Source organism: Myxococcus sp. CA033 (assembly GCF_013336625.1).
GTDB classification, from domain to species: Bacteria; Myxococcota; Myxococcia; order Myxococcales; family Myxococcaceae; genus Myxococcus; species Myxococcus llanfairpwllgwyngyllgogerychwyrndrobwllllantysiliogogogochensis.
The window spans coordinates 36436-56927 of sequence record NZ_JABUMU010000024.1; the positions used below are offsets into that span (position 1 = coordinate 36436).

Below are 20492 nucleotides of genomic sequence, written 5' to 3' on the forward strand. Positions count from 1 at the left end.
GCCTACGCCGGTACGTCCAGCACCGCCTCCAGCAGGGGCGCCGCCACCGTCGGGTCATCCGCGTCCGCCACCAGCAGCAGGTGCACGCGGCCACCTTCCACCCGCGCGTCCACGCCCTCCAGCTTCACCTTCGCGTCCACCGAGTCCAGGAACAGCGGCGTCCCATCCGGCGCCAGCAGCCCCACCGCGGAGCCCGCCACCGGGCCATCCGCGTAGGCATTCCGGGTGTCCTCGGCCGTCGCGGTGAAGACGAGCCGCCCATCCGGCAGCGGTGACGCATCGGTGAAGGACAGCCGCACCCCGCCGGCGTGGCCCAGGTCCCAGCGCCGAATCGTGCGCAGCACCTCCGGACCCAGCGCGCCCACTTCGATTCCGCGCAGCGCGCGCTCGCGGTCCAGGTCCACGAGCGCGTCCACGCCCGCGTCCCCATTGCCCCGCTGCAACAGCCGCAGGCGGCTGCCCACCATCGCCGCGCCCTCGATGTTGAGCGAGCCCAGCTCCCGGCCAATCTGCTGGTACAGCGCCGAGCAGTCCACCGTGCGCGCCTCGCCCGCGAGCGCTCCCTCCGCGCTCAACGGCAGCACGGCGCCGCGCATGCGCACGGAGGAGGAGCCCGACGGCAACGCGAGCAGGGCCCCATGAGGTGCCCCGGCGAAGGGCCCCAGCGCGCAGAGCACCTCCAGGTCGGGCTTGGCCGCCTTGCGTGCCTGGGTTTCCTCCGGCAGCTCGCCCGCGAAGAGTCGCGCGAGTCGTCCCGGGGCGTCTCCGCGCGCGGGGAACGTCGCCAGGTGCAGCGAGTCGTCCGCGACGACGTAGAGCCACTCCCCCACGCGCACCAGTCCACTGGCGGCGGAGACATGGGCGATGCGGCCCGGAGACTCAGGGGCCTCCAGGGTGAGGGTGCGCCGAAGGGTGGTGCGAATCATGGCCGGACCTCCCGCGAGGGATGTGGCTCGCGCCTCTAGAGCAGCGTGCCGCGCAGCAGGAGGCTGGCGACGGTGAAGTAGATGACCACGCCGCTGACGTCCACCAGCGTGGCGACGAAGGGCGCGGAGGCGCTCGCGGGGTCGAACCCGAAGCGGCGCAGCACCAGGGGCAGCATGGAGCCCGCGAGCGTTCCGAACGTCACCACGCCCAGCACGGAGAGCGCCACCGCGCAGCCCAGCAGGAAGGCGTGCTCGCCATAGGCGCCGGATACCTCCTGCCACAACACGATGCGACCCAGGCCCACCGCGCCCAGCACGAAGCCCAGCACCAGGCCGGAGAGCACTTCGCGCCGGGCCACGCGCCACCAGTCCTTCAGCCGCATCTCGCCGAGCGCCAGCGCGCGGATGATGAGCGTGGAGGCCTGGCTGCCGGAGTTGCCGCCGGAGGAGATGATGAGCGGCACGAAGAGGCTGAGCACCACCGCGCGCTCAATCGCGCCCTCGAAGCTGCTCATGGCCGTGGCGGTGAGCATCTGTCCGAGGAAGAGGACGAGCAGCCAGCCGATGCGCTTCTTCAGCATGCCGAAGAAGCCCACCTCGAAGTAGGGGGCCTCCAGGGCCTCCATGCCGCCGACCTTCTGGATGTCCTCGGTGGCCTCTTCCTGGACGACGTCGACGATGTCGTCCACCGTGACGATGCCCTTCATCCGGTTCTGCTCGTCGAGCACGGGCAGGGCCATGAAGCCGTGCTCGGCGAAGAGCTGGCTCACCACTTCCTGGTCCGTGTTCTCCGACACCGTGATGACGTCGTGGTGCATGACGTCCGCGACCTTCTTGTCGCTGGCGGCCTGGAAGAGCTGGCGCAACGAGAGCACGCCCTGCAGCCGCTGCTCCGCGTCCAGCGCATAGGCGTAGTAGACGGTCTCCACCTTCTCCCGCGCTTGCTTGCGCAGATAGCCGATGGCCTCGTCGATGGTCATGTCCGGCCGCACGCGGGCGAAGCGCGGGTTCATCAGACCGCCGGCGTCGTCCTCCGCGTAGGCCAGCAGCACGTTGACCTCGCGCCGGCTCGCGTCGTCGAGCTGCGCGAGGATGGCGTCGGCCTCCTCGGGCTCCACCGCCTGCACCAGGTCCGCCAGGTCGTCGGGGGGCAGCAGCCGCACCCACGTGCGCCGCTCCGATGTCGGGAGGTGGAGGATGAGTTCCGCCTGCTCGCGCGCGGACAGGGCGAGGAAGAAGTCGTCCGCCACCGCGGTCGGCAAGAGGCGGAAGCCCTCCAGGCGCTCGTCGATGGAGAGCACCGGCCACGCTTCATGGAGCTCCTCCATGGAGAGCGAGGCGCTGAGAGGGCTGTCCATCATGGGGCTCGCCTCCGAGGGTGGGAGCGCGCGGCCAGTCGCGACGCGCCGGCCTCTCTACACCCGCACGGAGGGCACTGCGAGAGGCAGGCAACCATCTCCCCTCGCTTTTTCCGAACCTGTCACCAGCCTGGGGCCGTGGACCGTTCGTGGGAGCCCCAGCCAGTCGCTTCCGGGGCTCGGACCGGTGGATTCAGGGCAGGGCCTGCTCGTAGACCGTGGTGAAGCCGACAGTGGGGCGCGAGTCTCCGCCCCAATGAAAGCGGGGTGAGGTGGCGCGAGCGCCCTCGGCGAGCGGCATGTTGGTGGGCATCAGCTCCAGCCCCAGCGCGGACCTGTCAGGGAGGACCCTCGGCCGTGTCAGCGCGGTGTTCTTCCGGGGGACGGCGTACAGGGCGGGGACGGTGAAGCCCCCTCGGAGGGGCGCGTCGGCCACGGCGATGGAGGCATCCAGGATGAGCGCGTTGCGTTCCTCGAGCCGCCCCTCGGAGATGCCCCAGCGATGCAGCATGCGTCCGGCGTTCAACGTGGGGATGTTGACGCCGACCTGGGTCCACAGGATGCCGTCCTCCATCCCCACGGGTCTGCCGCGTACGAGAGCGCACAGCAGGCCTTCGGGCAGGAAGGCCCCGTCCGCTCCGACCTTGAAGGTGCAGGCCGTGCTGTTGTCGATCGGCCCGGGCTGACTCACCACCAACACCTGGTCCTCCGCCGCGCGCACCAGCAGCCCCACCGCGCTGTCCAGGCCAAAGGGTATCCGAGGCTGCCCTGTCGCCCAGAAGGCGGGAGTGGGGGACTCAAGCACCCCGGTGTCGGTGAAGACGAAGCGGTGCAGGAGCTCGGCGTCCAGGACCACCAGCTCGTTCTCCGAGGCCAGTCGCGACTGGATGACCTTCACGCCCGTCGTCGTGCTCAGCAGCAGCGAGCCCGTCAGCTCCAATTCGGAGCCCGTATCCACGTACCGGCGCACCCGCCCATCTCCCACCACCCAGACGACGTTGCCCGACACGGCCACATCGGGAGGCGTGGCGCCGGTGCCCAGCCGCAGGGGCCGGTCGGAGGGGCTGCGCAAGGCGACCCCGTCACACAGCCACAGGCCGTGCGCGGTGCGCTCGAGCTGGCCACACCGGGGCAGGGGCAGGGTGACGGGGGAGGGAGCCCCCGCCCAGTGGCTCGCCGCATAGACGCCGAGCTGCCGGATGCCACCCACCGGGGTGAAGGCGAGGATGACGTGGTGCCGACCCACGACGGTGGGCGTGAAGCTCAGCGTGGCCACCGTGCCTGACGCCTGCAGGGAGACCTCGGAGGGGATGAGTTGGTTCTCCGGGTCGAAGACCTCCGCGGTGGCGGTGTCGGGAGCCTGGGCCGTCTTGCCGCTTTCGCACTGGAGCGTCCGGGTGGCGATGTCCACGCGCATCGCCGCGGGAGCGCCCACCGGGACGAGCAGTGGGTCGATGCCTGGCGCTTCCCCTGGGAGCGACAAGTTGCAGAGGGCCGGTTCATCGTTCTGCGCACAGCCAGGGAGGGCGAGCAGGGCGGCCAGGGCGAGGGGGAGGGTGGTCTTCATCCGAGGGGGTCTCACCCCGACGTCGGCGTCCCCTCCGGCCAGGGGGAAGCGGCGCGGGCTTCGTCCTGACTCATACCCCGAACCGGAAGCCCGGTCAGCCCCGGTGCGACAAGGGTGTCGCCTCGCGGATGCTGGTGTGTGCGGGGCAATCCCTGTCTGAAAACACTCGCATGTCAGGGATGAAATATCCGCGCGTCATTTCTCGATGAAAGGAGCGGTGACCATGACGACGGCGAACCTGACGAGCCCGATGAACCCCGAGATTCTGAACGACACTGTCAGCGGCATCGATGCGCTCGCGCCCGCCGGTCTTGCCACCGCTCTTGCTCCAGCCCTGCTGGGAGATACCGCCGGCGGTCGTCCGCCCGGAACCTGACTCTTCCGCGCCCGTTCTCGAACGTGGCACGGCAGGCAGGGCCGGGCTCCCGAAAGGGGACCCGGCCCTTCTCTTTTTCCGGGCACGCACCAGCACCAGCACACGCAGCCTTGGCCGAGAGGCGAGGCACCTGAGCGCCACTCAGGACGACGCGGGTTCAAATCCCGCAGGCTGCTTACTCAAAGACATTCATGGGGACGTAGCTCAGCGGGAGAGCACTCGGTTCGCATCCGAGCGGTCCCGGGTTCGAATCCCGGCGGCTCCACTCAATCACAGTTGTTGTTCGTGTCTGTTTCAAACGCCGCGGTAGCCCAACCTGGTAGAGGCGCTGCTCTCAGAATGCAGAGGTTGCGGGTTCGACTCCCGCTCGCGGCATGGTGGTTTCGGGACGTAGCTCAGCTTGGAATAGAGCGCACGCTTGGGGTGCGTGAGGTCGCTGGTTCGAATCCAGTCGTCCCGACTCGTTGCACGCAGTGGCTGTGAGTTTCCTGGATGTAGCTCAGTCTGGCCAGAGCGCACGGTTCGGATCCGTGAGGCCGCAGGTTCAAATCCTGTCATCCAGATGTGTCGTCCGTATCAGCTCCGGGATGCGATTGGATCGCAGCACGGCCGTCTACCGTGTGAACAGGGTTCGATTCCCTGTCGGAGCGCTGGCAGCACCCCTTCAGGGATCGTGGCTTAACGGGAGAGCACTCGGCTGGCGTCCGGGCGGTCCGGGTTCGATTCCCGGCGATTCCATTCACCTCAGGCGGACATGGGGGAGCAGATTTCCACCAGCACGCCGTTGAGGTCTTTCACGTAGGCCACCGTCTGTCCCCAGGGCTTCTGCTTGGGTGGATGGACGGGGCTCGCACCCGACTGCACCGAGCGCTGGAAGGCGGCCGCGACGTCCGGAGTGACGAGCGCCACCTCGACCGCGGCGGCGGTCTCCTTCGGCCGGTGGAAGCGCACGGTGAGGCCATTGTGGGCCGCCATCTCCTCCGACGCGAAGGCCAGGGCCGTGGTGCCCGTCTCCAGCTCTCCGTACGAGTTGCTCTCGTGGATGAAGCGCCGCTTCAGGCCGAACGCCGTCTCGTAGAAGGCGATGGTGGCGGGCACATCCGGGACGTAGAGGATGACATAGCCGAGCTGCATGGGAACGCTCCGAGGAGAAGGTGAGGTACCGCCAGGAGTCGCGGGTCTCTCATGCCCCCGCTGGAGCGTCTTGAAGAATTCGGACAGGCCTCATTCCAGGAGCCCGGTGGGGGACACTCCCGCCAGCTCGCGAACCTCACGGGTGAAGTGGGACTGGTCCGCGTAGCCGCAGTCGAGCGCGAGGGTGCTCAGGTCCTGCTCCCCCGTGCGCAGGCGCGCGAGGGCCCGCTGGAAGCGGAGCACCCGGGCGAGCAGCTTGGGGGCCACCCCTGCCTCCTCCAGGATATCCCGATGCAGTGTCCGCTCGCTGATGCCCAGGGTGCGGGCGAGTGAGGACATGCGCACCTGCCCGGCGGACGACTGGATGCACTGCAGGGCATGGGTGGTGCGAGCCCTCGGCATGTATCGAGGGGAGGCGTTGCGAATCGAGAGCTCTTCTTGAAGCAGGGACATGGCGTGCTTCAGCGAGCGGCAGGACGACAGTCGCTGCTGGAGGGCCCGAAACACCGGCGCGCATTCCTCCACGGGGACGTTCAGGTTCCGCAGCTCGCGAGGGCTCACTCCGAGCAACGCGAGCGCCCAGCCGGGCCTGAGTCGGATGCCGAGGTTCACTGAGCCCGGCTCGAGGTCGACGAGGGCGAAGCGCTCCATGGGGCCGACCACCGTCAGACGGGGCTCGGCACCTCGGCCGACGGCGCTGGCGTCGCGGAAGTGGACGATGAGGTCCGTGCAGCCGTCGGGGAGCACCCGGTGGACGCGGGGAGGTTCGCTTGCTCCCTGGGACGTCGGGGCCACGAAGCGCCAGAAGGCGTCCACCCGGTCCGCCAGGACTCCCGAGGGCGACACCTCCGTGTAGCCGCCCAACGCCTCACCCTCGTGCATCCCACACCCTCCACATGAAGGGAGGATAGCGCTGGAGGTCGGGCCGCGCGCGGGCCTTCACGACTGGGAGAACGTGGTGACGATGCCGCAGGGCCCGCAGGCCACCGCGTACAGCATGCCGATGTCGGAGAAGCATGCGTCCTCGTCCCGGACCTGCCCGGCGGCGCGCATGGGCTCGCCACAGTTGGGGCAGTCGAAGACATCCGGTGACTGAATCCAGGAGAGGGCTCCTCCGAGACGGTGGTGCTGTTCCCGCTCGCTCCGTGGAACGCTTCGTCGGATGCGCCCGGGGATGAGCTCCACCGTGCCCGTGGGTGGGGGGCGGACCTTGTGCGAATGCGGGGATTCAGAGACCTGGGAGACGGCCCGTCCCAGGGTTCCATCCCGTGACACCTCCACGTGCACCACGCCGCCCTGGAAGATGCAGGCGAGGCAGGTGGGCAGGCGCGTGGGCCAGGGGTGGCCCGTGGTGTCTTCATCGAGCCGGAGCGCGTCCACCAGTCCGGAACCGCAGGTCAGACAGGCGGCACCCACGGTGGGGAACCACAGCAGGCCCTTCGCCACGGGCGCGGGGCCGTCCTCGGACGCCTCGCTCGCGACACCTTCGAGACACGTCCGTGAGTACAGATACACCAGCTCTCCAGAGGGGCGTCTTCCGACATCCGCCAGGAACAGCAGGTGGAGCGCCTCGCGTTGCTCCTCTTCCCCGAGCCCGGCCATCCACTGCTCCAGGGCGCGCAGGGCCTCGGGGTGTCCGCTGCGCCCGAGCGCGAGCGCGGCGGCGGCCACCGGGTCTCCCGGGGCTCGCTCCTGTCGCCCCGCGTCCTGGTGGCTCATCACCGAGCCCACGGGAGGCCCGCCACGATTCGGCGTCCAGTCCGTGCGCAGCTCCTGGGTGAGCGCGAGGGCGCGGTGCAGCGGTGCGTCCACCCAGGCCAGGCACTCCGGCTCCTCTTCGCGGGAAAGCTCGTCGAGGTATGGGTGGAAGAGGGCGGGCTCCAGCTCGACCAGGTGGGTGAAGGGCTCCTCGGCCAGATGGGAGGTTCGCTTCAGCTCCATCAGCCCTCGGGCCAGGCGCGAGCGCTCCTTGGCTGTCAGCGCCTCGTAGTCGGTGGACTCCGGCTCCTCGGAGAGCCCCACGGTGTCGAGCAGCGCTGCTTCCCGCTCGAAGCGGGCCTCCTCCTCGGCGGCCTCCTGCTCGAACTGGGAGAGCTTGTCCTGCTCCACTCGTCCGGAGCGATTCACCACCTTGGCACGCTCGCCACGGCCCAGCGGGTCGGGTTTGGTCTCCACGAGCCATACGTCGAGCCCTGTCTCAGGCTCGAAGTCGGTGCACGCCGAGGCGCCGAAGCGGACCTCGCCACCATCCTCCGTGCGCAGGGTGCCGATGCCGTCGACGGCGTTCCATGTGACAACGAGCGCCCGAACGGGGAGTCGATATGAACTCATGCTTGAGACGTTAAATCAGGGTTGCTCACGTGAATACACGGTTTGTCAGGAGCCAATTCTAGATGCGTCAGTCCAAGGCGAAAGGAGCGGTGACCATGCCGACGGTGAATCCGATGAGCCCGATGAATCTCAAGCGCAAGAACGACACTGTCCGCGGCATCGCCGTGCTGTTCGCGAACACCGAGCAGGACACCGCTTCTGAAGAGGATGAGTTCCTGGAAGGCATCGCGTCCTTCCGTGGAGCTCCACCCGGACTCTGAGCTTCCACGCCACGTCGACCGACGCGGCATGGCTCTCCGAGGCCGGGCTCCCAGAGGGGACCCGGCCTCTTCCTTTTCCCCGGGTCCCCTCACTCGCAGTACCCACTTGCCTCGTTCGTCTATCGGCGAAGGACACCGCACTCTCACTGCGGAAAGACGGGTTCGACTCCCGTACGAGGTACTTCCCCAAGCTGTCTCGCAGCAGCCAGTTGCCTCGTTCGTCTATTGGCGAAGGACGCCGCACTTTCACTGCGGAAAGACGGGTTCGACTCCCGTACGGGGTACTCACGCGGTTCTTCAGGTCTTGTAGCTCAGCGGATGAGAGCACTCGGTTGCGAACCGAGAGGTCGCAGGTTCGATTCCTGCCAGGACCATACGCAACATGCACGCCGAGCCAGCGGGTGACGGCCGCGGTCTGACGTACCGCCTTCGCCGGGTTCGACTCCCGGGGCGTGCACTCTCGATGCAAGCAAGGCGCGAGGAAATGCGCCCGCGCGTTGAGTCATTCATCCGGTTGTGGCAAGGAGTGACCCGCCCGCCATGGATGAGCCCACTTCAATCCTCGTAGATGTCTGCCTTTGCCTCGCGGCCCACCAGGGGCCGTGGTGGGCGAGGCCCGTCCGTGTTGCCTCGGGTCTCCACGCCGGAACGGGCGCGCCATGAGCGCCGTCACGCTGCAAATCAACCTGGCGCCCACGGACCACCCGCACGCGCGACTCATCCTGCCGCACCAGCTCCGTCAGCTCGGTCCCTCCGTGCGGGAAATCCTGCTGGTGCTGGACCTGCATCGCAGCCAGGGCAGTCGCTTCGCGGAAGCGTGGCTGGAGCGGAAGCCGAAGATGGAGGCGTTGCTCGCGGAGCTGCGCGCCGCCGACCCCCGGGTGCGCGTGGTGGAAGTGGACTACTCGCCCGCCACCACCCAGGCCCTCTCCGAGCGCTTCTTCGGGGGCTCACGCCTGCCGATGAAGGACTCGCGCGGCGGCCCCTATCACTCCTATTTCTTCGGCGTGGCTCAGGCGGCGCACCGGCATGTCCTGCACCTGGACGCGGACATGCTCATTGGCGGCGGCTCACGGTCGTGGGTGACGGAGGCGGCGGAGCAGCTCGCCGCGCGTGAGGAACTGGTGAGCTGCAGTCCGCTCTCGGGCCCTCCGAGGGCGGATGGCACCATCGGCGTGGACGCTCGTTGGTACGAGCCGGATGGCGCGCCCCAGGCGTTCCGTTTTCGTCGCTTCAGCAGCCGGGTCTTCCTGGTGGACCGCGACGCCATGACGCGGCGCCTGGGCCCGCTGCGCGCGCGACTGGCGCCCCCCATCCATGCCCTGCGGGCGCTGCGCGCCGGCAACCCCCCCTACCGGGAGCCGGAGAACCTCGTCACCCGGACCATGGCTCGCAAGGGACTGTGGCGGCTGGACTTCCTGGGCACGGGCCCTGGCCTGTGGACGCTGCATCCGCAGTACCGCTCACCCACGTTCTACGAGCGGCTGCCGGAGCTCATCGCTCGGGTGGAGTCGGGCGACATGCCCGACGCGCAGCGGGGCCAGGAGAACGTGCACGACAGCCTGGTGGACTGGTCCGATGTCCGCGCCGCGCGCAAGCGCTGGTGGCATCGGAAGTAGGAAGCTCACCCACTCGCGGCGGGACGCTCCGTGGCGCGAGCCAGCGAGGGCAGCGCGTCCGGCCGGTCCCACAGGACGAAGTGGCTGCACCCGTCCAGCGTCACCACGCTGAGCTCCGGCATCGCACGCTGCGCGCTCTCCAGCATGGAGGAGGACTCCAGCACCCGGTCCTTGCCCGGGACGAGCACCGTGCCGCGCCGAATGTTCCGGAACAGCGAAGCGTCGCGCTCCCGACTCCAGGCGCCGATGTCCAGCACGTTGGCCACCATGGTCGACACCCGCTTCGGGTTGAAGGGGAAGGCCATGATGAGTTCGCGCTTGCGAGCGTCCTCCAGCGGTCCCCAGGCGCCCCGGTTGTGGCGGGAGATGGGCGCGCGGCGCCACAGGGGAATGACGAAGGGCAGCAGCCAGACCTGCGAGCGCGTCATGCTCGTGTACGGCCGTGCTTGCGGGAGCACGGGGGCCTCCAGCACCACCTCCACGCGCTCGAACAGGTCCGGTCGCTGCTTCGCGGCCTCCAGCACAACGGCGCCCCCTCGCGAGTGGCCATGCACCCGCACCACGTCCGTCTTCGGCAGGTGCTCCAGCGCCTGCACCAGCACCGCGGCGTCGTGGGAGATGGTGCCCTCGGGCTGCGCTGGGACCTTCGCCCAGGGAGCGGGCTGCTCGCGAGGCGTGGTGATGGGCAGGTGGTAGTCGCAGCTCGTCACCAGGATGAGCTGGATGTCCGCCTCGCCGTAGTGGCGAGTGAAGTAGCGCATGTCCGCCACGAAGCCGTGCATGCCGATGACCGTGGCGCGGGGCTGCTCGCAGCGTCGCTCGGCGATGACCGCCTTGCCGACCCGGTAGACGTGCCCGTCGAAGGGCTCGCTCGGGCTGGGCGTGCCCTCCCTGCGCAGCAACCACTGCCGCAGGGCGAGCACGGAGACGGTGATGCCAGCAAGGACTCCGAATGCCACGTACATGCTTGCTCCCAAGGCGGGGTGGCGCCGGCGCCTCGCGGGGCCGGCTCAGCTCGCCTCGCGCATCATATTGCGCGCGATGACCAGTTGCTGAATCTGACTGGTGCCCTCGTAGAGTCTGAAGAGTCGCACATCCCGATAGAAGCGCTCGATGCCGTAATCCGCGATGTAGCCCGCGCCGCCGAAAATCTGCACCGCGCGGTCCGCGACGCGCCCCACCATCTCGCTCGCGAACAGCTTGCAGCAGGACGCCTCGGTGCTGATGTTCTGTCCCTGGTCCCTGCGCAGGGCCGCGTCCAGCACCATGCACCGGGCGGCGTAGGCCTCCATGCGGCTGTCGGCCAGCATCGCCTGGATGAGCTGGAACTCCGCGATGGGCTTGCCGAACTGCTCGCGCTCCATCGCGTAGCGGAGGCTCTCGCGGATGAGGCGCTCGGAGACACCGACACACACGGCCGCGATGTGGAGCCGGCCCCTGTCCAACACCTTCATCGCCGTCTTGAAGCCCTGGCCCTCCACGCCCCCGAGCAGTTGGGTCGCCGGGACGCGACAGTCCTCGAACAGCACGTCGGCGGTGTGCGTGCCCTTCTGTCCCATCTTCCGGTCGGCGGGGCCGATGTGCAGCCCGGGTGTGCCTGCTTCGACGAGGAACGCGGAGATGCCACCCGCGCCCTTCTCGTCGGGGTTGGTGCGAGCCATCACCGTGAACAGCCCGGCCTCCGGCGCGTTGGTGATGAAGCGCTTGGTGCCATTGAGCACATAGACGTCACCGTCGCGCCGGGCCGTGGTCCTCAGCGACGACGCATCCGAGCCCGCGTTCGGCTCCGTCAGCGCGAAGGCGCCGACAATCTCTCCCGAGGCCAGGCGGGGCAGGTACTTGCTCTTCTGCTCCTCCGTGCCGTCCAGGATGATTCCCTGCGAGCCGATGCCGTTGTTGGTGCCGATGAGCGAGCGGAAGGCGGGCGACGTCTGTCCGAGCACGAAGGCCACCTGCACCTCCTGGCTCATGTTCAGCCCGATGCCGCCGTACTCCACGGGCGTGGACAGGCCGAACAGGCCCAACCCTCGCATCTCCATGATGATGTCGGGAGGAATGGCGTCCTCATCCGCGACGCGATGCTCGTTGGGTATCAAGCGCTCCTTCACGAAGCGCTCCAGCATGGCGAGCAGCGGGTCCAGTGTGTCGTCCTCGCGAATCATGGCAGGGATTCCTTGTCAGCGGTGCTGGAGGGCCGCTTCGACGTTGCGGACGAGATTCACCAGACGGGGACCGATATCCAGGAGCAGTCGTTGGCGTGGGAGCAGGAATGACGGGCCGCCACAGTTGAAGGCCAGCAAGCCGCTGCCGTCCGGCGCGATGAAGGGCACGCCCACCGCGTTGACGTCCTTGTCCCAGTCTCCGACGGAGAGCGTGAAGCCGTGCGTGCGGTACTCCTCGAGCGACTTCTCGATGCTGGCCTCGATGCGCGGCCACTTCTCCGGCTCGCGCTTCGCCATGTGCCCCATGAAGTAGCGACGCTCGCCCTCCGGCAGCGCCGCGAGAATCGCCCGCCCCATGGCCGTGGTGCCTAGCGGCAGCCGTGAGCCGATGTCGAGCCGCAGCGTCACCGCCGCCGTGGAGCGACAGTGCTCCACGTACACGACATTCAGACGGTCTCGACTGCCCAGGGACACCGGGACGTTGGCGTAGTCCGCCAGGTCCTGCATCAAGGGCCGCGCCACATCGCGCACGCCCATGTTGGACAGCGCCGCGAAGCCCAGCGCCAGCACGCGGGTGCCGAGCTGGTACTTGCCCAGTCGCTGGGAATACGTGAGGTAGCCCAGCCGCGTCAGCGTGTGCGTGAGCCGGGAGATGGTGGGCTTGGGCAGCCCCGTGCTCGCCGCGAGCTCCTGGTTGCCGAGCATGGGGCGCTGAGGCGTGAAGGCGCGCAGGATTTCCAACCCGCGCGCGAGCGCCGTCACGAACTGACGGTCCTTCACTTCCTCTTCGCCCACCTGCTCCAGCGACTCCACGTAGGGGGCACCATCGTCATTGGGAGGGGATGAGAGGGCTGCGAAGCGTCGCATAGCGGTCCTGAAAGTGCGGGATTGCCTTCACGATAAACAGACAGTACAAATGGGTCAAGGTTTGCGAAACTCAATTTCGCACAGCGAAATTAGGGAGACCAGCCCATGGCCCAGGTGCTCATTGAGAAGCCAGAGGAAGGCGTCGCATTGGTGCGACTCCATCGCCCCGAGGTTCGCAATGCATTGGGGTTGGAGCTGCGTCAGGAGCTGGCTGCCTGCTTCCTGGAGCTGGGAGCGGACACGGCCGTTCGTTGCATCGTCCTGACGGGCGGACCGGAGTTCTTCGCCGCGGGCGCGGACCTGCGAGCGCTGGCGGAGGCGACGCCCGTGGAGCTGTTGCTCCGAGACACACATCGACTCTGGCAATCCCTGGTGGAGTGCCCCAGCCCGGTCATCGCCGCGGTGAATGGCTTTGCGCTCGGGGGTGGCTGTGAGCTGGCGATGCACGCGGACATGATTGTCGCGGGCGAGGGCGCCAGCTTTGGCCAGCCCGAGATTCGTGTCGGCATCATGCCGGGCGCGGGTGGCACTCAACGCCTGACGCGGGCGGTGGGGAAGTTCAAGGCGATGAAGCTGCTGCTCACCGGCGAGCCGATGACGGCCCGGGAAGCGGAGGCGATGGGGCTCGTCACGGAGGTCGTCCCCGACGCGGAGGTGCTGGAGCGGGCGCTGGCGCTCGCGCGGAAGGTGGCGCGCATGCCGCCCCTGGCCGTGCGGCAAATCAAGGAGGTCGTCCTCGCGGGGCAGGATGCGTCGCTGTCGGAGGCGCTCTTGCTGGAGCGCAAGGCGTTCCAGCTCCTCTTCGCGACCAGGGACCAGAAGGAAGGCATGCGGGCCTTCCTGGACAAGCGCAAGCCCACCTTCGAGGGACGCTGACATGGTCGACGTCCAATCCTCCACACTCACGCTGGGCCTCGTCGGCACCGGTGTCATGGGCCGCGGCATCGCCCAGCTCGCCGCGCAGGCCGGAATCACGGTGCGCCTGTTCGATGCCCGTCCCCGGGCAGCCGATGAAGCCCGCGCGAGCGTCGCGTCGATGCTGGACTCGCTGGCGGCGAAGGGACGCTTGTCTCCTGAAGCCGCGCGCGCTGCGACGGCCCGACTGGAGCCGGTTCCCCAGGAGTCGTCACTCGCGGGCTGTGACGTGGTGGTGGAGGCCATCGTCGAGGACCTCCGTGTGAAGCAGGAACTCTTCACGCGGCTAGAGGGAATCGTCGGTCCTGATTGCCTGCTGGCCACGAACACCTCGTCGCTGTCAGTGACGGCCATCGCCTCGGCGTGCGAGCGCCCGGGGCGCGTCGGTGGCTTCCACTTCTTCAACCCCGTGCCGTTGATGAAGGTGGTGGAGGTCATCGAGGGCGCTCGCACGGAGCCCTGGGTGGGCGAGGCCCTGGTGACGCTGGCTCTGCGTCTTGGCCACCGGCCTGTGCGTGCGGCGGACACGCCGGGCTTCATCGTGAATCACGCCGGGCGCGGCTTCGGTACGGAGGCGCTGCGCATCCTCCAGGAGGGCGTTGCCTCCTTCGCGGACATCGACCGGGTGCTGCGCGAGGCGGCGGGATTCCGGATGGGGCCCTTCGAGCTGCTGGATTTGACGGGGCTCGACGTCTCCCACCCGGTGATGGAGTCCGTCTACGAGCAGTTCTACCAGGAGCCGCGCTTCCGCCCGTCGTATGTGCTGCGGCAGCGGCTCACGGCGGGACTGCTCGGACGAAAGAGCGGGCGGGGCTTCTACTCACACGAAGGTGGCAAACCGCACGTCGAACCGGAGCCCGCGATTCCGTCGGGCGAGCGTCGGCCCGTGTGGGTCGCCGCCGATGAGCCTGGTTGGCGCGACGCACTCCTGTCCCTCGTGCGCGCGGCGGGTTGGTTCCCGGATGACGGTGAGCGACCGGAGCCGGAGTCACTGTGTCTGGTGGCACCGCTAGGGCGTGATGCGACCACCACCGCGTTGGCGCTGGAGGTGGACCCCGAGCGCACCGTGGCCGTGGACCTCTTGTTCGGTCCGGAGCGTCGCCGCACGGTGATGACGACGCCGGTGACACGTCTGCCGTTCCTGGACTCGGCGCTGGCGCTGCTCGCGGCGGATGGCACTGCGGTGTCGCGCATCCATGACAGCACGGGCTTCGTCGCGCAGCGCGTGCTCGCCACGCTCGTCAACATCGCTTGCGACATCGCGCAGCAGCGCATCGCGAGCCCCGAGGATATCGATGCCGCCGTGACGCTGGGGCTTGGCTATCCCCGAGGGCCGCTGGCCTGGGGGGACGCGCTCGGGCCTCGCAGGCTGCTGAAGGTGCTGGAGGCCATCCACTCCGCCTCTGGAGACCCTCGCTACCGCGCCAGTCCGTGGTTGTCCCGCCGAGCCCGGCTCGGTGTCTCCCTCCTCACTCCGGAGAAGTGACTCTCATGAGCGCCTATATCTACGACGGGCTGCGCACTCCGTTCGGTCGTCATGCCGGAGCCCTGGCCCCGGTGCGTCCCGATGACCTGCTCTCGGGTGTCATCCGGACGCTGCTCACTCGAGGCCCCTTCGAGCCCGGTGCCGTCGAGGACGTCGTCATCGGCTGCGCCAATCAAGCGGGCGAGGACAGCCGCAATGTGGCGCGGCATGCGGCGCTGCTCGCGGGACTGCCTCTCGAGGTCGGCGGCGTCACGGTGAATCGGCTGTGCGGCAGCGGTCTCTCCGCGGTGCTGGATGCCGCGCGCGCCGTGATGACGGGGCAGGGTGAACTGCTCGTCGCGGGGGGCGTGGAGAGCATGAGCCGCGCGCCCTTCGCGATGGGCAAGGCGGAGTCGCCCTACAGCCGTGAAGCCCAGGTCTTCGACACGACGCTGGGCGCGCGGTTCCCCAACGCGCGTCTCGTGGCTCGCTTCGGCGGAGACACGATGCCGGAGACGGCGGACAACATCGCCCGGGATTTGGGCATTGGTCGAGCGGCGACGGACCGCTTTGCCCTCGCATCCCAGCAGAAATACGCCACTGCCCAGGCGCGCGGTTTCTTCTCCGGTGAGTTGGTCCCCGTGGAGCTTCCGGGCCGACGGGGCGCCGTCACTACGGTGTCGGCGGATGAGCATCCGCGCGCGGACACCACACTCGACAAGTTATCCACACTGAAGCCGCTCGCGCCGGACGGGGTCGTCACCGCGGGCAACGCCTCCGGCATCAACGATGGTGCGGCGGCCCTGCTCGTCGGCTCCCTCAACGTGGGGGAGCAGGCGGGATGCAGGCCCCTGGCTCGCATCGTCTCGGCCGCCATCGCCGGGGTTCCGCCGCGCACCATGGGCCTGGGTCCTGTCCCGGCCGCGCGCAAGGCGTTGGAGCGGGCGCGACTGACGCTGGCCGACGTGGACGTCATCGAAATCAACGAGGCCTTCGCCGTGCAGGTGCTCGGCTGCCTCAAGCTGTTGGAGCTCAGCGAGGACGACAGCCGGGTGAATCCGAATGGCGGCGCCATCGCTGTCGGTCATCCGCTGGGGGCCTCCGGTGCTCGCCTGGCGCTGACGGCCGCGCGCCAGCTCCAGGTCTCCGGTGGTCGCTACGCGCTCGTCAGCATGTGCATCGGGGTGGGGCAGGGCATCGCCGCCGTCCTGGAGCGCGTCTGACGGCTCCGCTCATTCCTCTGACGTTGGGAGAACCGCATGCAGGTCTACGACAAGCTCTACATCCACGGTGAGTGGGTGGCGTCCCTGGGGACGGGACACATCGATGTGCTCAGTGCCTCCACCGAGGAGGTCATGGGGCGAATCCCAGAAGGCACCGTGGAGGACGTGGACCGGGCGGTGCGCGCCGCGCGTACTGCCTTCGACTCCTGGTCCACCCGCCCCGTCGAGGAGCGCGCGGCCCTGCTGCGTCGCCTCCAGGCGGGGCTGACGGCGCGACAGGATGAGCTGGCCCGGACGATTACGGGCGAACTCGGCATGCCCATCGCGCTGTCGAAGCCCATCCAGGTGGGCACGCCCATCGCCGTCACGGGCACCTATGTGCAGCTCCTCCAGGACCTCTCCTTCGAGGAACAGGTGGGCAACTCCATGGTGGTGCGCGAGCCGGTGGGCGTCGTCGCCTGCATCACTCCGTGGAACTACCCGCTCCATCAGACCATCGCGAAGGTGGCTCCCGCGCTGGCGGCGGGCTGCACCGTCGTCCTCAAGCCGAGCGAAGTGGCTCCGCTCAACGCCTTCATGCTCGCGGAGATTCTCCACGAGGCCGGTGTGCCGCCCGGGGTCTTCAACCTCGTCTCGGGAACGGGCCCCGTCGTGGGCGAGGCGCTCGTGCGTCACCCCGAGGTGGACATGGTGTCCTTCACGGGCTCGACGCGCGCGGGGCGCCGCGTGTCGGAGGTGGCGGCGGCCACCGTCAAGCGGGTGTCGTTGGAGTTGGGCGGCAAGTCCGCGTCCATCATCCTCGATGACGCGAACCTCAAGACCGCCGTGAAGCGGAGTGTCGGTAACTGCTTCCTCAACAGCGGGCAGACGTGCACGGCCCACACGCGCCTGCTCGTTCCGCGCGCGCAGCATGAAGAGGCCGTGAAGCTGGCCGCGGAGGTGGCCGCCGGCTTCACGCTGGGGGACCCGTTCAAGGGCGAGGCGAAGCTCGGTCCCGTCATCTCCGATGCGCAGCGCACGCGGGTTCGTGAGTACATCCAGCAGGGTATCCGCGAGGGCGCGAAGCTCGTCGCCGGTGGTCCCGAGCAGCCCGAGGGCCTCCCGAAGGGCTACTACGTGAAGCCCACCGTCTTCGCGAACGTCACCCCGGAGATGTGCATCGCGCAGGAGGAAATCTTCGGTCCCGTGCTCGCCATCATGCCGTACGACGACGAGGACGACGCGGTCCGCATCGCGAACAGCACCATCTACGGCCTCGCCGGTGGCGTCTGGTCGGAGGATGTGGAGCGCGCGAAGCGGGTGGCTCGGCGGATGCGCACCGGTCAGGTGGACATCAACGGAGGCCGCTTCAATCCGCTGGCGCCGTTCGGTGGCTACCGACAGTCCGGACATGGCCGTGAGCTGGGCCGGTACGGGCTGGAGGAGTTCCAGGAACTCAAGGCGATGCAGCTCTGACGTTCGTCCGTCGTCCCCCCTCTCGTTGTCTCCCTCCGAATCAGGAGCCCCCATGAAGGCCGCCGTGTGTTTCGAGAAGGACGTGCTGACCATCACCGACGTGAGCTTCGAGCCGCCCAAGGCGCGCGAGTTGCTCGTCCGCATGGTTGCCTGTGGTGTCTGTCACACGGACCTGTCCGTGGTGAACGGCACCGTGAAGATGAAGCTCCCCTGTGTGCTCGGGCACGAGGGCGCGGGCATCGTCGAGGAAGTAGGCGAGGACGTCACCCACGTGAAGAAGGGCGACAAGGTCGTCCTCTCGTGGGTCGCGCAATGTGGGGAGTGTTACTTCTGTCGCATCCAACGTCCGAACCTGTGTGAGCTGGGCGAACGCATCAACGCGAGCAACCGGATGCCGGACGGCAGCTCGCGGCTGCGCAAGGACTCGCGGGAGCTGAATGTCTTCTCAGCGCTCGGTGCGCTGGCGGAGTACGCGGTGGTTCCCGCTCGGGCGGCGGTGCGGCTCCCTGAGGATGCGCCGCTGGACAAGGCCGCGCTGATTGGCTGCGCGGTGACGACGGGCGTGGGCGCGGTGCTCAACACGGCGCAGATGCCGCCCGGAGGTTCCGTGGTGGTGTTCGGCACGGGCGGCGTGGGGTTGAACATCATCCAGGGCGCGGTGATTGCCGGCGCGGAGCGCATCATCGCGGTGGATGTCCACCCGAGGAAGCTGGAGTTCGCCAAGGTCTTCGGCGCGACGGACGTCATCGACGCGCGAGAGACGGACCCGGTAGTGGCCATTCGCGAGCTGACGAAGGGACGGGGCGCGGACTACGCGTACGAAGCGGTGGGTCGCAAGGAGACCATCGAGCAGGCGTACCAGTGCACGCGCAAGGCTGGCACCTGTGTCGTCGTCGGCGTGGGCAGCGTGAAGGAGCAGATCAGCCTGAACGTCTTCGTGCTGCCCCTGTTCGAGAAGCGGCTGCTCGGCTCCTGGTTCGGGACGGCGGACATCCACCGCGACATGCCCCGGCTGCTGGAGCTCTACACGCAGAAGAAGCTCAAGCTGGATGAGCTGGTGACGACGACGTACACGCTGGACCAGCTCGACCGGGCCTTCACCGACATGAACAGCGGAGTGAATGCCCGGGGCGTCGTCCTCTTCTGAGGGCCACTCCCGAGGCTTCGTGGTTGGCACGGAGAGCGGTAGGCTCGGCGGGTATGCCTTCTTCCGCCGAAGCCATTCTCGCCCAGTTGGACCAAGCCGCCGAAGATTACGTCTTCCCCATGCTCGACAATGGGTACGTGTATCTGGTGGACGCCCGCCTGCACGTTTTTTCGGATGACGAGCGGTGGGCACTGGTCATCGAGGTGGTCGGATACGCACCTCGCGGCGGCGTCTTGGCTAATACGCTTCACCTCTACGGTGAGCCGTTGGGCAGGCGGCCTGGTACAGCCAACTCGGACATTCTTTACCCCGTGGAGGGCGCCCATGAGGACGCCGAGCATCCTGAACGAGCGAGGCCCGGGCTGAAGGAGCTGAGTATCCGAGGGAGGAAGATCTCACTTCCTCCACACGAGGACCCGTGGGCCCTCACGGACCTCTACCGCAGCGTAGTGCCGGAGCATCGCGACCTGCTGTTCGCGACCGAGGACGAACTCGGCTCCCGCCTCTCCCCGGGCATTCCCAAGCTGTTGCAGCTCGAATCCTGGCATCATCCGGACCTGGCGGGGGAGGAGCGACCCAGCGAGAGTGAGACCTTTGTTCAGCTCGCTCAGGCCATCGCACGGCGTGATGCGTCCTTGTATCGACCCTCTCGTCCTCCTAACACCCATTGGAAGAACTGGCCCGATGGGGGAGCGCTCTGACTTGAACCGAGCCACGTGGGAGACGGCCCGAGTGACAGGGCCGTCTCCCGATGACGGAGTTCCTAGAAGAACACGTGCGTGAAGCGCGCGCCGATGAACTGGCTCTTCGTCACGCCCTCCGAGACAGCGACGTCGGGCTGGAACTGGAGCATCAGCGTGGACGCCTTCTCCAGCCGGATGCCCATCGTCAGCCGCAGCGACTGCACCGTGGTGCGCTTGGCGACCTCCACCTCACCCACGGGCGTATCAATCGTGCGCTTGCCGGACGCCTCGACGATGTACCCCGCGCCGGTGAAGAACGTGGAGGACAGGTCCATGCCGAAGTGGAAGATGCCGCCGAAGGACGGCGCCTGGCTCATCACCAGCTTCGAGCCACCCTCCGCGCTCGGTACCAGGAACTCGTCGTTGTCGCCCTGGAAGGCCATGCTCGCCATCGCCTCCACCGTGAAGATCTTCTTGAAGCGCTGTCCCGCGACGAGCTGCGGGCGCACCACCCAGCGGTTGGCGCCGATGTTCACCAGCTTGTTGCTGTCGTACTGGCCCACCGGGACGGTGACGTAGGGCGTGAAGGCGAACCACGTATGGGTGTTGTCCTCGGGGTTCTGAACGAGCCCATATCCAATCGTGGGGATGTACGTGACGTCACCCACGCCAGAAGCGCGCAGCGCCGTCTTCGGGGCGGACGGCGTCGCGGGGTTGCCCGTGAACACCGTCACGTCGACCACCGGCAGGCTCACGTCGAACGGGACGACGACCAGGTCGCCGAACTTGAGCACATAGGTGGCGCGGAAGGCCGCCTGGAGTTGTGAGAAGTCACGCTCGCCGGAGGCAGATACGTGACGCAGGTACATGTTGGAGATGATGCCCCGGTGCGGCACGAAGAAACCGGCCTCGTAGTCACGCAGGTCCGCCTGCTGGGCCTGGGCACCGGTGGCCGACAGCAACGATACGAACAGGACAGTGAGCAGCACGCGCTTCATGGTGAT

At 68.2% G+C, this 20492-nt stretch carries 19 protein-coding genes and 9 tRNA genes; 18 read left to right on the forward strand and 10 right to left on the reverse strand.

Annotation, left to right across the window (positions count from 1 at the left end):
- Positions 1–2 precede the first annotated feature (2 nt).
- From HUA78_RS36465 to HUA78_RS36475, 3 genes are all read right to left on the reverse strand, one after another.
- Positions 3–926 carry a hypothetical protein gene (locus HUA78_RS36465; RefSeq protein WP_174460107.1) on the reverse strand — a complete coding sequence of 308 codons (924 nt, stop codon included), beginning with the start codon at positions 924–926 and terminating at the stop codon, positions 3–5.
- 35 nt (positions 927–961) lie between these two features.
- Positions 962–2287: a magnesium transporter gene (mgtE, locus tag HUA78_RS36470; RefSeq protein ID WP_141645100.1), complete on the reverse strand. Its 1326-nt coding sequence runs from the start codon at positions 2285–2287 to the stop codon at positions 962–964.
- Between the two features lie 190 nt (positions 2288–2477).
- Positions 2478–3851, reverse strand: a complete 1374-nt coding sequence (locus HUA78_RS36475; RefSeq protein WP_174460106.1) for a hypothetical protein — start codon at positions 3849–3851, stop codon at positions 2478–2480.
- 223 nt (positions 3852–4074) lie between these two features.
- Here HUA78_RS36475 and HUA78_RS36480 point away from each other — a divergent pair, with 223 nt between their 5' ends.
- From HUA78_RS36480 to HUA78_RS36510, 7 genes are all read left to right on the forward strand, one after another.
- Entirely contained in the window at positions 4075–4227 is a 153-nt protein-coding gene (locus HUA78_RS36480) for a hypothetical protein (protein WP_174457030.1), read from the forward strand.
- Between the two features lie 104 nt (positions 4228–4331).
- Positions 4332–4403, forward strand: a tRNA-Gly gene (locus HUA78_RS36485).
- A gap of 17 nt (positions 4404–4420) precedes the next feature.
- A tRNA-Ala gene (locus tag HUA78_RS36490) sits at positions 4421–4492 on the forward strand.
- A gap of 35 nt (positions 4493–4527) precedes the next feature.
- A tRNA-Leu gene (locus HUA78_RS36495) sits at positions 4528–4602 on the forward strand.
- 9 nt (positions 4603–4611) lie between these two features.
- Positions 4612–4687: transfer RNA gene (locus tag HUA78_RS36500), tRNA-Pro, on the forward strand.
- Between the two features lie 28 nt (positions 4688–4715).
- A tRNA-Pro gene (locus HUA78_RS36505) sits at positions 4716–4790 on the forward strand.
- Between the two features lie 104 nt (positions 4791–4894).
- A tRNA-Ala gene (locus HUA78_RS36510) sits at positions 4895–4965 on the forward strand.
- Positions 4966–4971: 6 nt separating this feature from the next.
- On the opposite strand, the gene HUA78_RS36515 is transcribed toward HUA78_RS36510, so the two are convergent.
- The 3 genes from HUA78_RS36515 to HUA78_RS36525 form a co-directional block, all read right to left on the reverse strand.
- Positions 4972–5361, reverse strand: a complete 390-nt coding sequence (locus tag HUA78_RS36515) for a VOC family protein (protein ID WP_174457029.1) — start codon at positions 5359–5361, stop codon at positions 4972–4974.
- A gap of 90 nt (positions 5362–5451) precedes the next feature.
- Complete coding sequence (locus tag HUA78_RS36520) at positions 5452–6243, reverse strand: AraC family transcriptional regulator (RefSeq protein WP_174478306.1); 792 nt, start codon at positions 6241–6243, stop codon at positions 5452–5454.
- Between the two features lie 57 nt (positions 6244–6300).
- Positions 6301–7692: a hypothetical protein gene (locus HUA78_RS36525; protein ID WP_174478307.1), complete on the reverse strand. Its 1392-nt coding sequence runs from the start codon at positions 7690–7692 to the stop codon at positions 6301–6303.
- A gap of 95 nt (positions 7693–7787) precedes the next feature.
- On the opposite strand from HUA78_RS36525, the gene HUA78_RS36530 reads away from it, so the two are divergent.
- From HUA78_RS36530 to HUA78_RS36550, 5 genes are all read left to right on the forward strand, one after another.
- A complete protein-coding gene (locus HUA78_RS36530) occupies positions 7788–7952 on the forward strand; it encodes a hypothetical protein (protein WP_174457026.1) in 165 nt (54 codons plus the stop codon).
- 108 nt (positions 7953–8060) lie between these two features.
- Positions 8061–8133 (forward strand) — tRNA-Glu (locus HUA78_RS36535).
- A 30-nt stretch (positions 8134–8163) separates the two neighbouring features.
- A tRNA-Glu gene (locus HUA78_RS36540) sits at positions 8164–8236 on the forward strand.
- A gap of 16 nt (positions 8237–8252) precedes the next feature.
- Positions 8253–8326: transfer RNA gene (locus HUA78_RS36545), tRNA-Arg, on the forward strand.
- A gap of 285 nt (positions 8327–8611) precedes the next feature.
- A complete protein-coding gene (locus HUA78_RS36550) occupies positions 8612–9571 on the forward strand; it encodes a hypothetical protein (RefSeq protein WP_174478308.1) in 960 nt (319 codons plus the stop codon).
- A 5-nt stretch (positions 9572–9576) separates the two neighbouring features.
- On the opposite strand, the gene HUA78_RS36555 is transcribed toward HUA78_RS36550, so the two are convergent.
- The 3 genes from HUA78_RS36555 to HUA78_RS36565 are packed head-to-tail and all read right to left on the reverse strand — an operon-like array spanning position 9577 to position 12600.
- Entirely contained in the window at positions 9577–10536 is a 960-nt protein-coding gene (locus HUA78_RS36555) for an alpha/beta fold hydrolase (RefSeq protein WP_174457024.1), read from the reverse strand.
- 45 nt (positions 10537–10581) lie between these two features.
- Positions 10582–11733, reverse strand: coding sequence for an acyl-CoA dehydrogenase family protein (locus tag HUA78_RS36560; RefSeq protein ID WP_141645108.1), 1152 nt, complete (start codon positions 11731–11733; stop codon positions 10582–10584).
- A gap of 15 nt (positions 11734–11748) precedes the next feature.
- A complete protein-coding gene (locus HUA78_RS36565) occupies positions 11749–12600 on the reverse strand; it encodes an IclR family transcriptional regulator (RefSeq protein ID WP_141645109.1) in 852 nt (283 codons plus the stop codon).
- A 105-nt stretch (positions 12601–12705) separates the two neighbouring features.
- Between HUA78_RS36565 and HUA78_RS36570 the strand changes: the two genes are divergently transcribed.
- Genes HUA78_RS36570 through HUA78_RS36595 form a run of 6 tightly spaced genes read left to right on the forward strand, consistent with a single transcriptional unit; the run spans position 12706 to position 19506 of the window.
- Positions 12706–13476, forward strand: coding sequence for an enoyl-CoA hydratase (locus tag HUA78_RS36570; RefSeq protein ID WP_141645110.1), 771 nt, complete (start codon positions 12706–12708; stop codon positions 13474–13476).
- A 1-nt stretch (position 13477) separates the two neighbouring features.
- Positions 13478–15001, forward strand: coding sequence for a 3-hydroxyacyl-CoA dehydrogenase (locus tag HUA78_RS36575; protein ID WP_174478309.1), 1524 nt, complete (start codon positions 13478–13480; stop codon positions 14999–15001).
- 5 nt (positions 15002–15006) lie between these two features.
- A complete protein-coding gene (locus HUA78_RS36580) occupies positions 15007–16203 on the forward strand; it encodes a 3-oxoadipyl-CoA thiolase (RefSeq protein ID WP_174478310.1) in 1197 nt (398 codons plus the stop codon).
- 36 nt (positions 16204–16239) lie between these two features.
- The gene (locus HUA78_RS36585; RefSeq protein WP_174478311.1) at positions 16240–17658 is read left to right on the forward strand and encodes an aldehyde dehydrogenase family protein; all 1419 of its coding nucleotides are present in this window, start codon (positions 16240–16242) and stop codon (positions 17656–17658) included.
- A gap of 52 nt (positions 17659–17710) precedes the next feature.
- On the forward strand, positions 17711–18805 hold the full coding sequence (locus HUA78_RS36590; protein WP_141645114.1) for a Zn-dependent alcohol dehydrogenase: 1095 nt from the start codon (positions 17711–17713) through the stop codon (positions 18803–18805).
- 53 nt (positions 18806–18858) lie between these two features.
- Complete coding sequence (locus HUA78_RS36595) at positions 18859–19506, forward strand: hypothetical protein (RefSeq protein ID WP_174466149.1); 648 nt, start codon at positions 18859–18861, stop codon at positions 19504–19506.
- A 62-nt stretch (positions 19507–19568) separates the two neighbouring features.
- On the opposite strand, the gene HUA78_RS36600 is transcribed toward HUA78_RS36595, so the two are convergent.
- Positions 19569–20486: a transporter gene (locus tag HUA78_RS36600; protein WP_174457016.1), complete on the reverse strand. Its 918-nt coding sequence runs from the start codon at positions 20484–20486 to the stop codon at positions 19569–19571.
- Positions 20487–20492: the final 6 nt, after the last annotated feature.

Bases quoted from the DNA above. Each gene is read 5' to 3' on its own strand.
- HUA78_RS36570 (WP_141645110.1), top strand. From the start codon at position 12,706: ATGGCCCAGGTGCTCATTGAGAAGCCAGAGGAAGGCGTCGCATTGGTG.
- HUA78_RS36515 (WP_174457029.1), bottom strand. From the start codon at position 5,361: ATGCAGCTCGGCTATGTCATCCTCTACGTCCCGGATGTGCCCGCCACC.
- HUA78_RS36595 (WP_174466149.1), top strand. From the start codon at position 18,859: ATGCCTTCTTCCGCCGAAGCCATTCTCGCCCAGTTGGACCAAGCCGCC.
- HUA78_RS36520 (WP_174478306.1), bottom strand. From the start codon at position 6,243: ATGCACGAGGGTGAGGCGTTGGGCGGCTACACGGAGGTGTCGCCCTCG.
- HUA78_RS36590 (WP_141645114.1), top strand. From the start codon at position 17,711: ATGAAGGCCGCCGTGTGTTTCGAGAAGGACGTGCTGACCATCACCGAC.
- HUA78_RS36575 (WP_174478309.1), top strand. From the start codon at position 13,478: ATGGTCGACGTCCAATCCTCCACACTCACGCTGGGCCTCGTCGGCACC.
- HUA78_RS36550 (WP_174478308.1), top strand. From the start codon at position 8,612: ATGAGCGCCGTCACGCTGCAAATCAACCTGGCGCCCACGGACCACCCG.
- HUA78_RS36555 (WP_174457024.1), bottom strand. From the start codon at position 10,536: ATGTACGTGGCATTCGGAGTCCTTGCTGGCATCACCGTCTCCGTGCTC.
- HUA78_RS36525 (WP_174478307.1), bottom strand. From the start codon at position 7,692: ATGAGTTCATATCGACTCCCCGTTCGGGCGCTCGTTGTCACATGGAAC.
- HUA78_RS36600 (WP_174457016.1), bottom strand. From the start codon at position 20,486: ATGAAGCGCGTGCTGCTCACTGTCCTGTTCGTATCGTTGCTGTCGGCC.
- mgtE (WP_141645100.1), bottom strand. From the start codon at position 2,287: ATGATGGACAGCCCTCTCAGCGCCTCGCTCTCCATGGAGGAGCTCCAT.
- HUA78_RS36475 (WP_174460106.1), bottom strand. From the start codon at position 3,851: ATGAAGACCACCCTCCCCCTCGCCCTGGCCGCCCTGCTCGCCCTCCCT.
- HUA78_RS36465 (WP_174460107.1), bottom strand. From the start codon at position 926: ATGATTCGCACCACCCTTCGGCGCACCCTCACCCTGGAGGCCCCTGAG.
- HUA78_RS36480 (WP_174457030.1), top strand. From the start codon at position 4,075: ATGACGACGGCGAACCTGACGAGCCCGATGAACCCCGAGATTCTGAAC.
- HUA78_RS36580 (WP_174478310.1), top strand. From the start codon at position 15,007: ATGAGCGCCTATATCTACGACGGGCTGCGCACTCCGTTCGGTCGTCAT.
- HUA78_RS36565 (WP_141645109.1), bottom strand. From the start codon at position 12,600: ATGCGACGCTTCGCAGCCCTCTCATCCCCTCCCAATGACGATGGTGCC.
- HUA78_RS36560 (WP_141645108.1), bottom strand. From the start codon at position 11,733: ATGATTCGCGAGGACGACACACTGGACCCGCTGCTCGCCATGCTGGAG.
- HUA78_RS36585 (WP_174478311.1), top strand. From the start codon at position 16,240: ATGCAGGTCTACGACAAGCTCTACATCCACGGTGAGTGGGTGGCGTCC.
- HUA78_RS36530 (WP_174457026.1), top strand. From the start codon at position 7,788: ATGCCGACGGTGAATCCGATGAGCCCGATGAATCTCAAGCGCAAGAAC.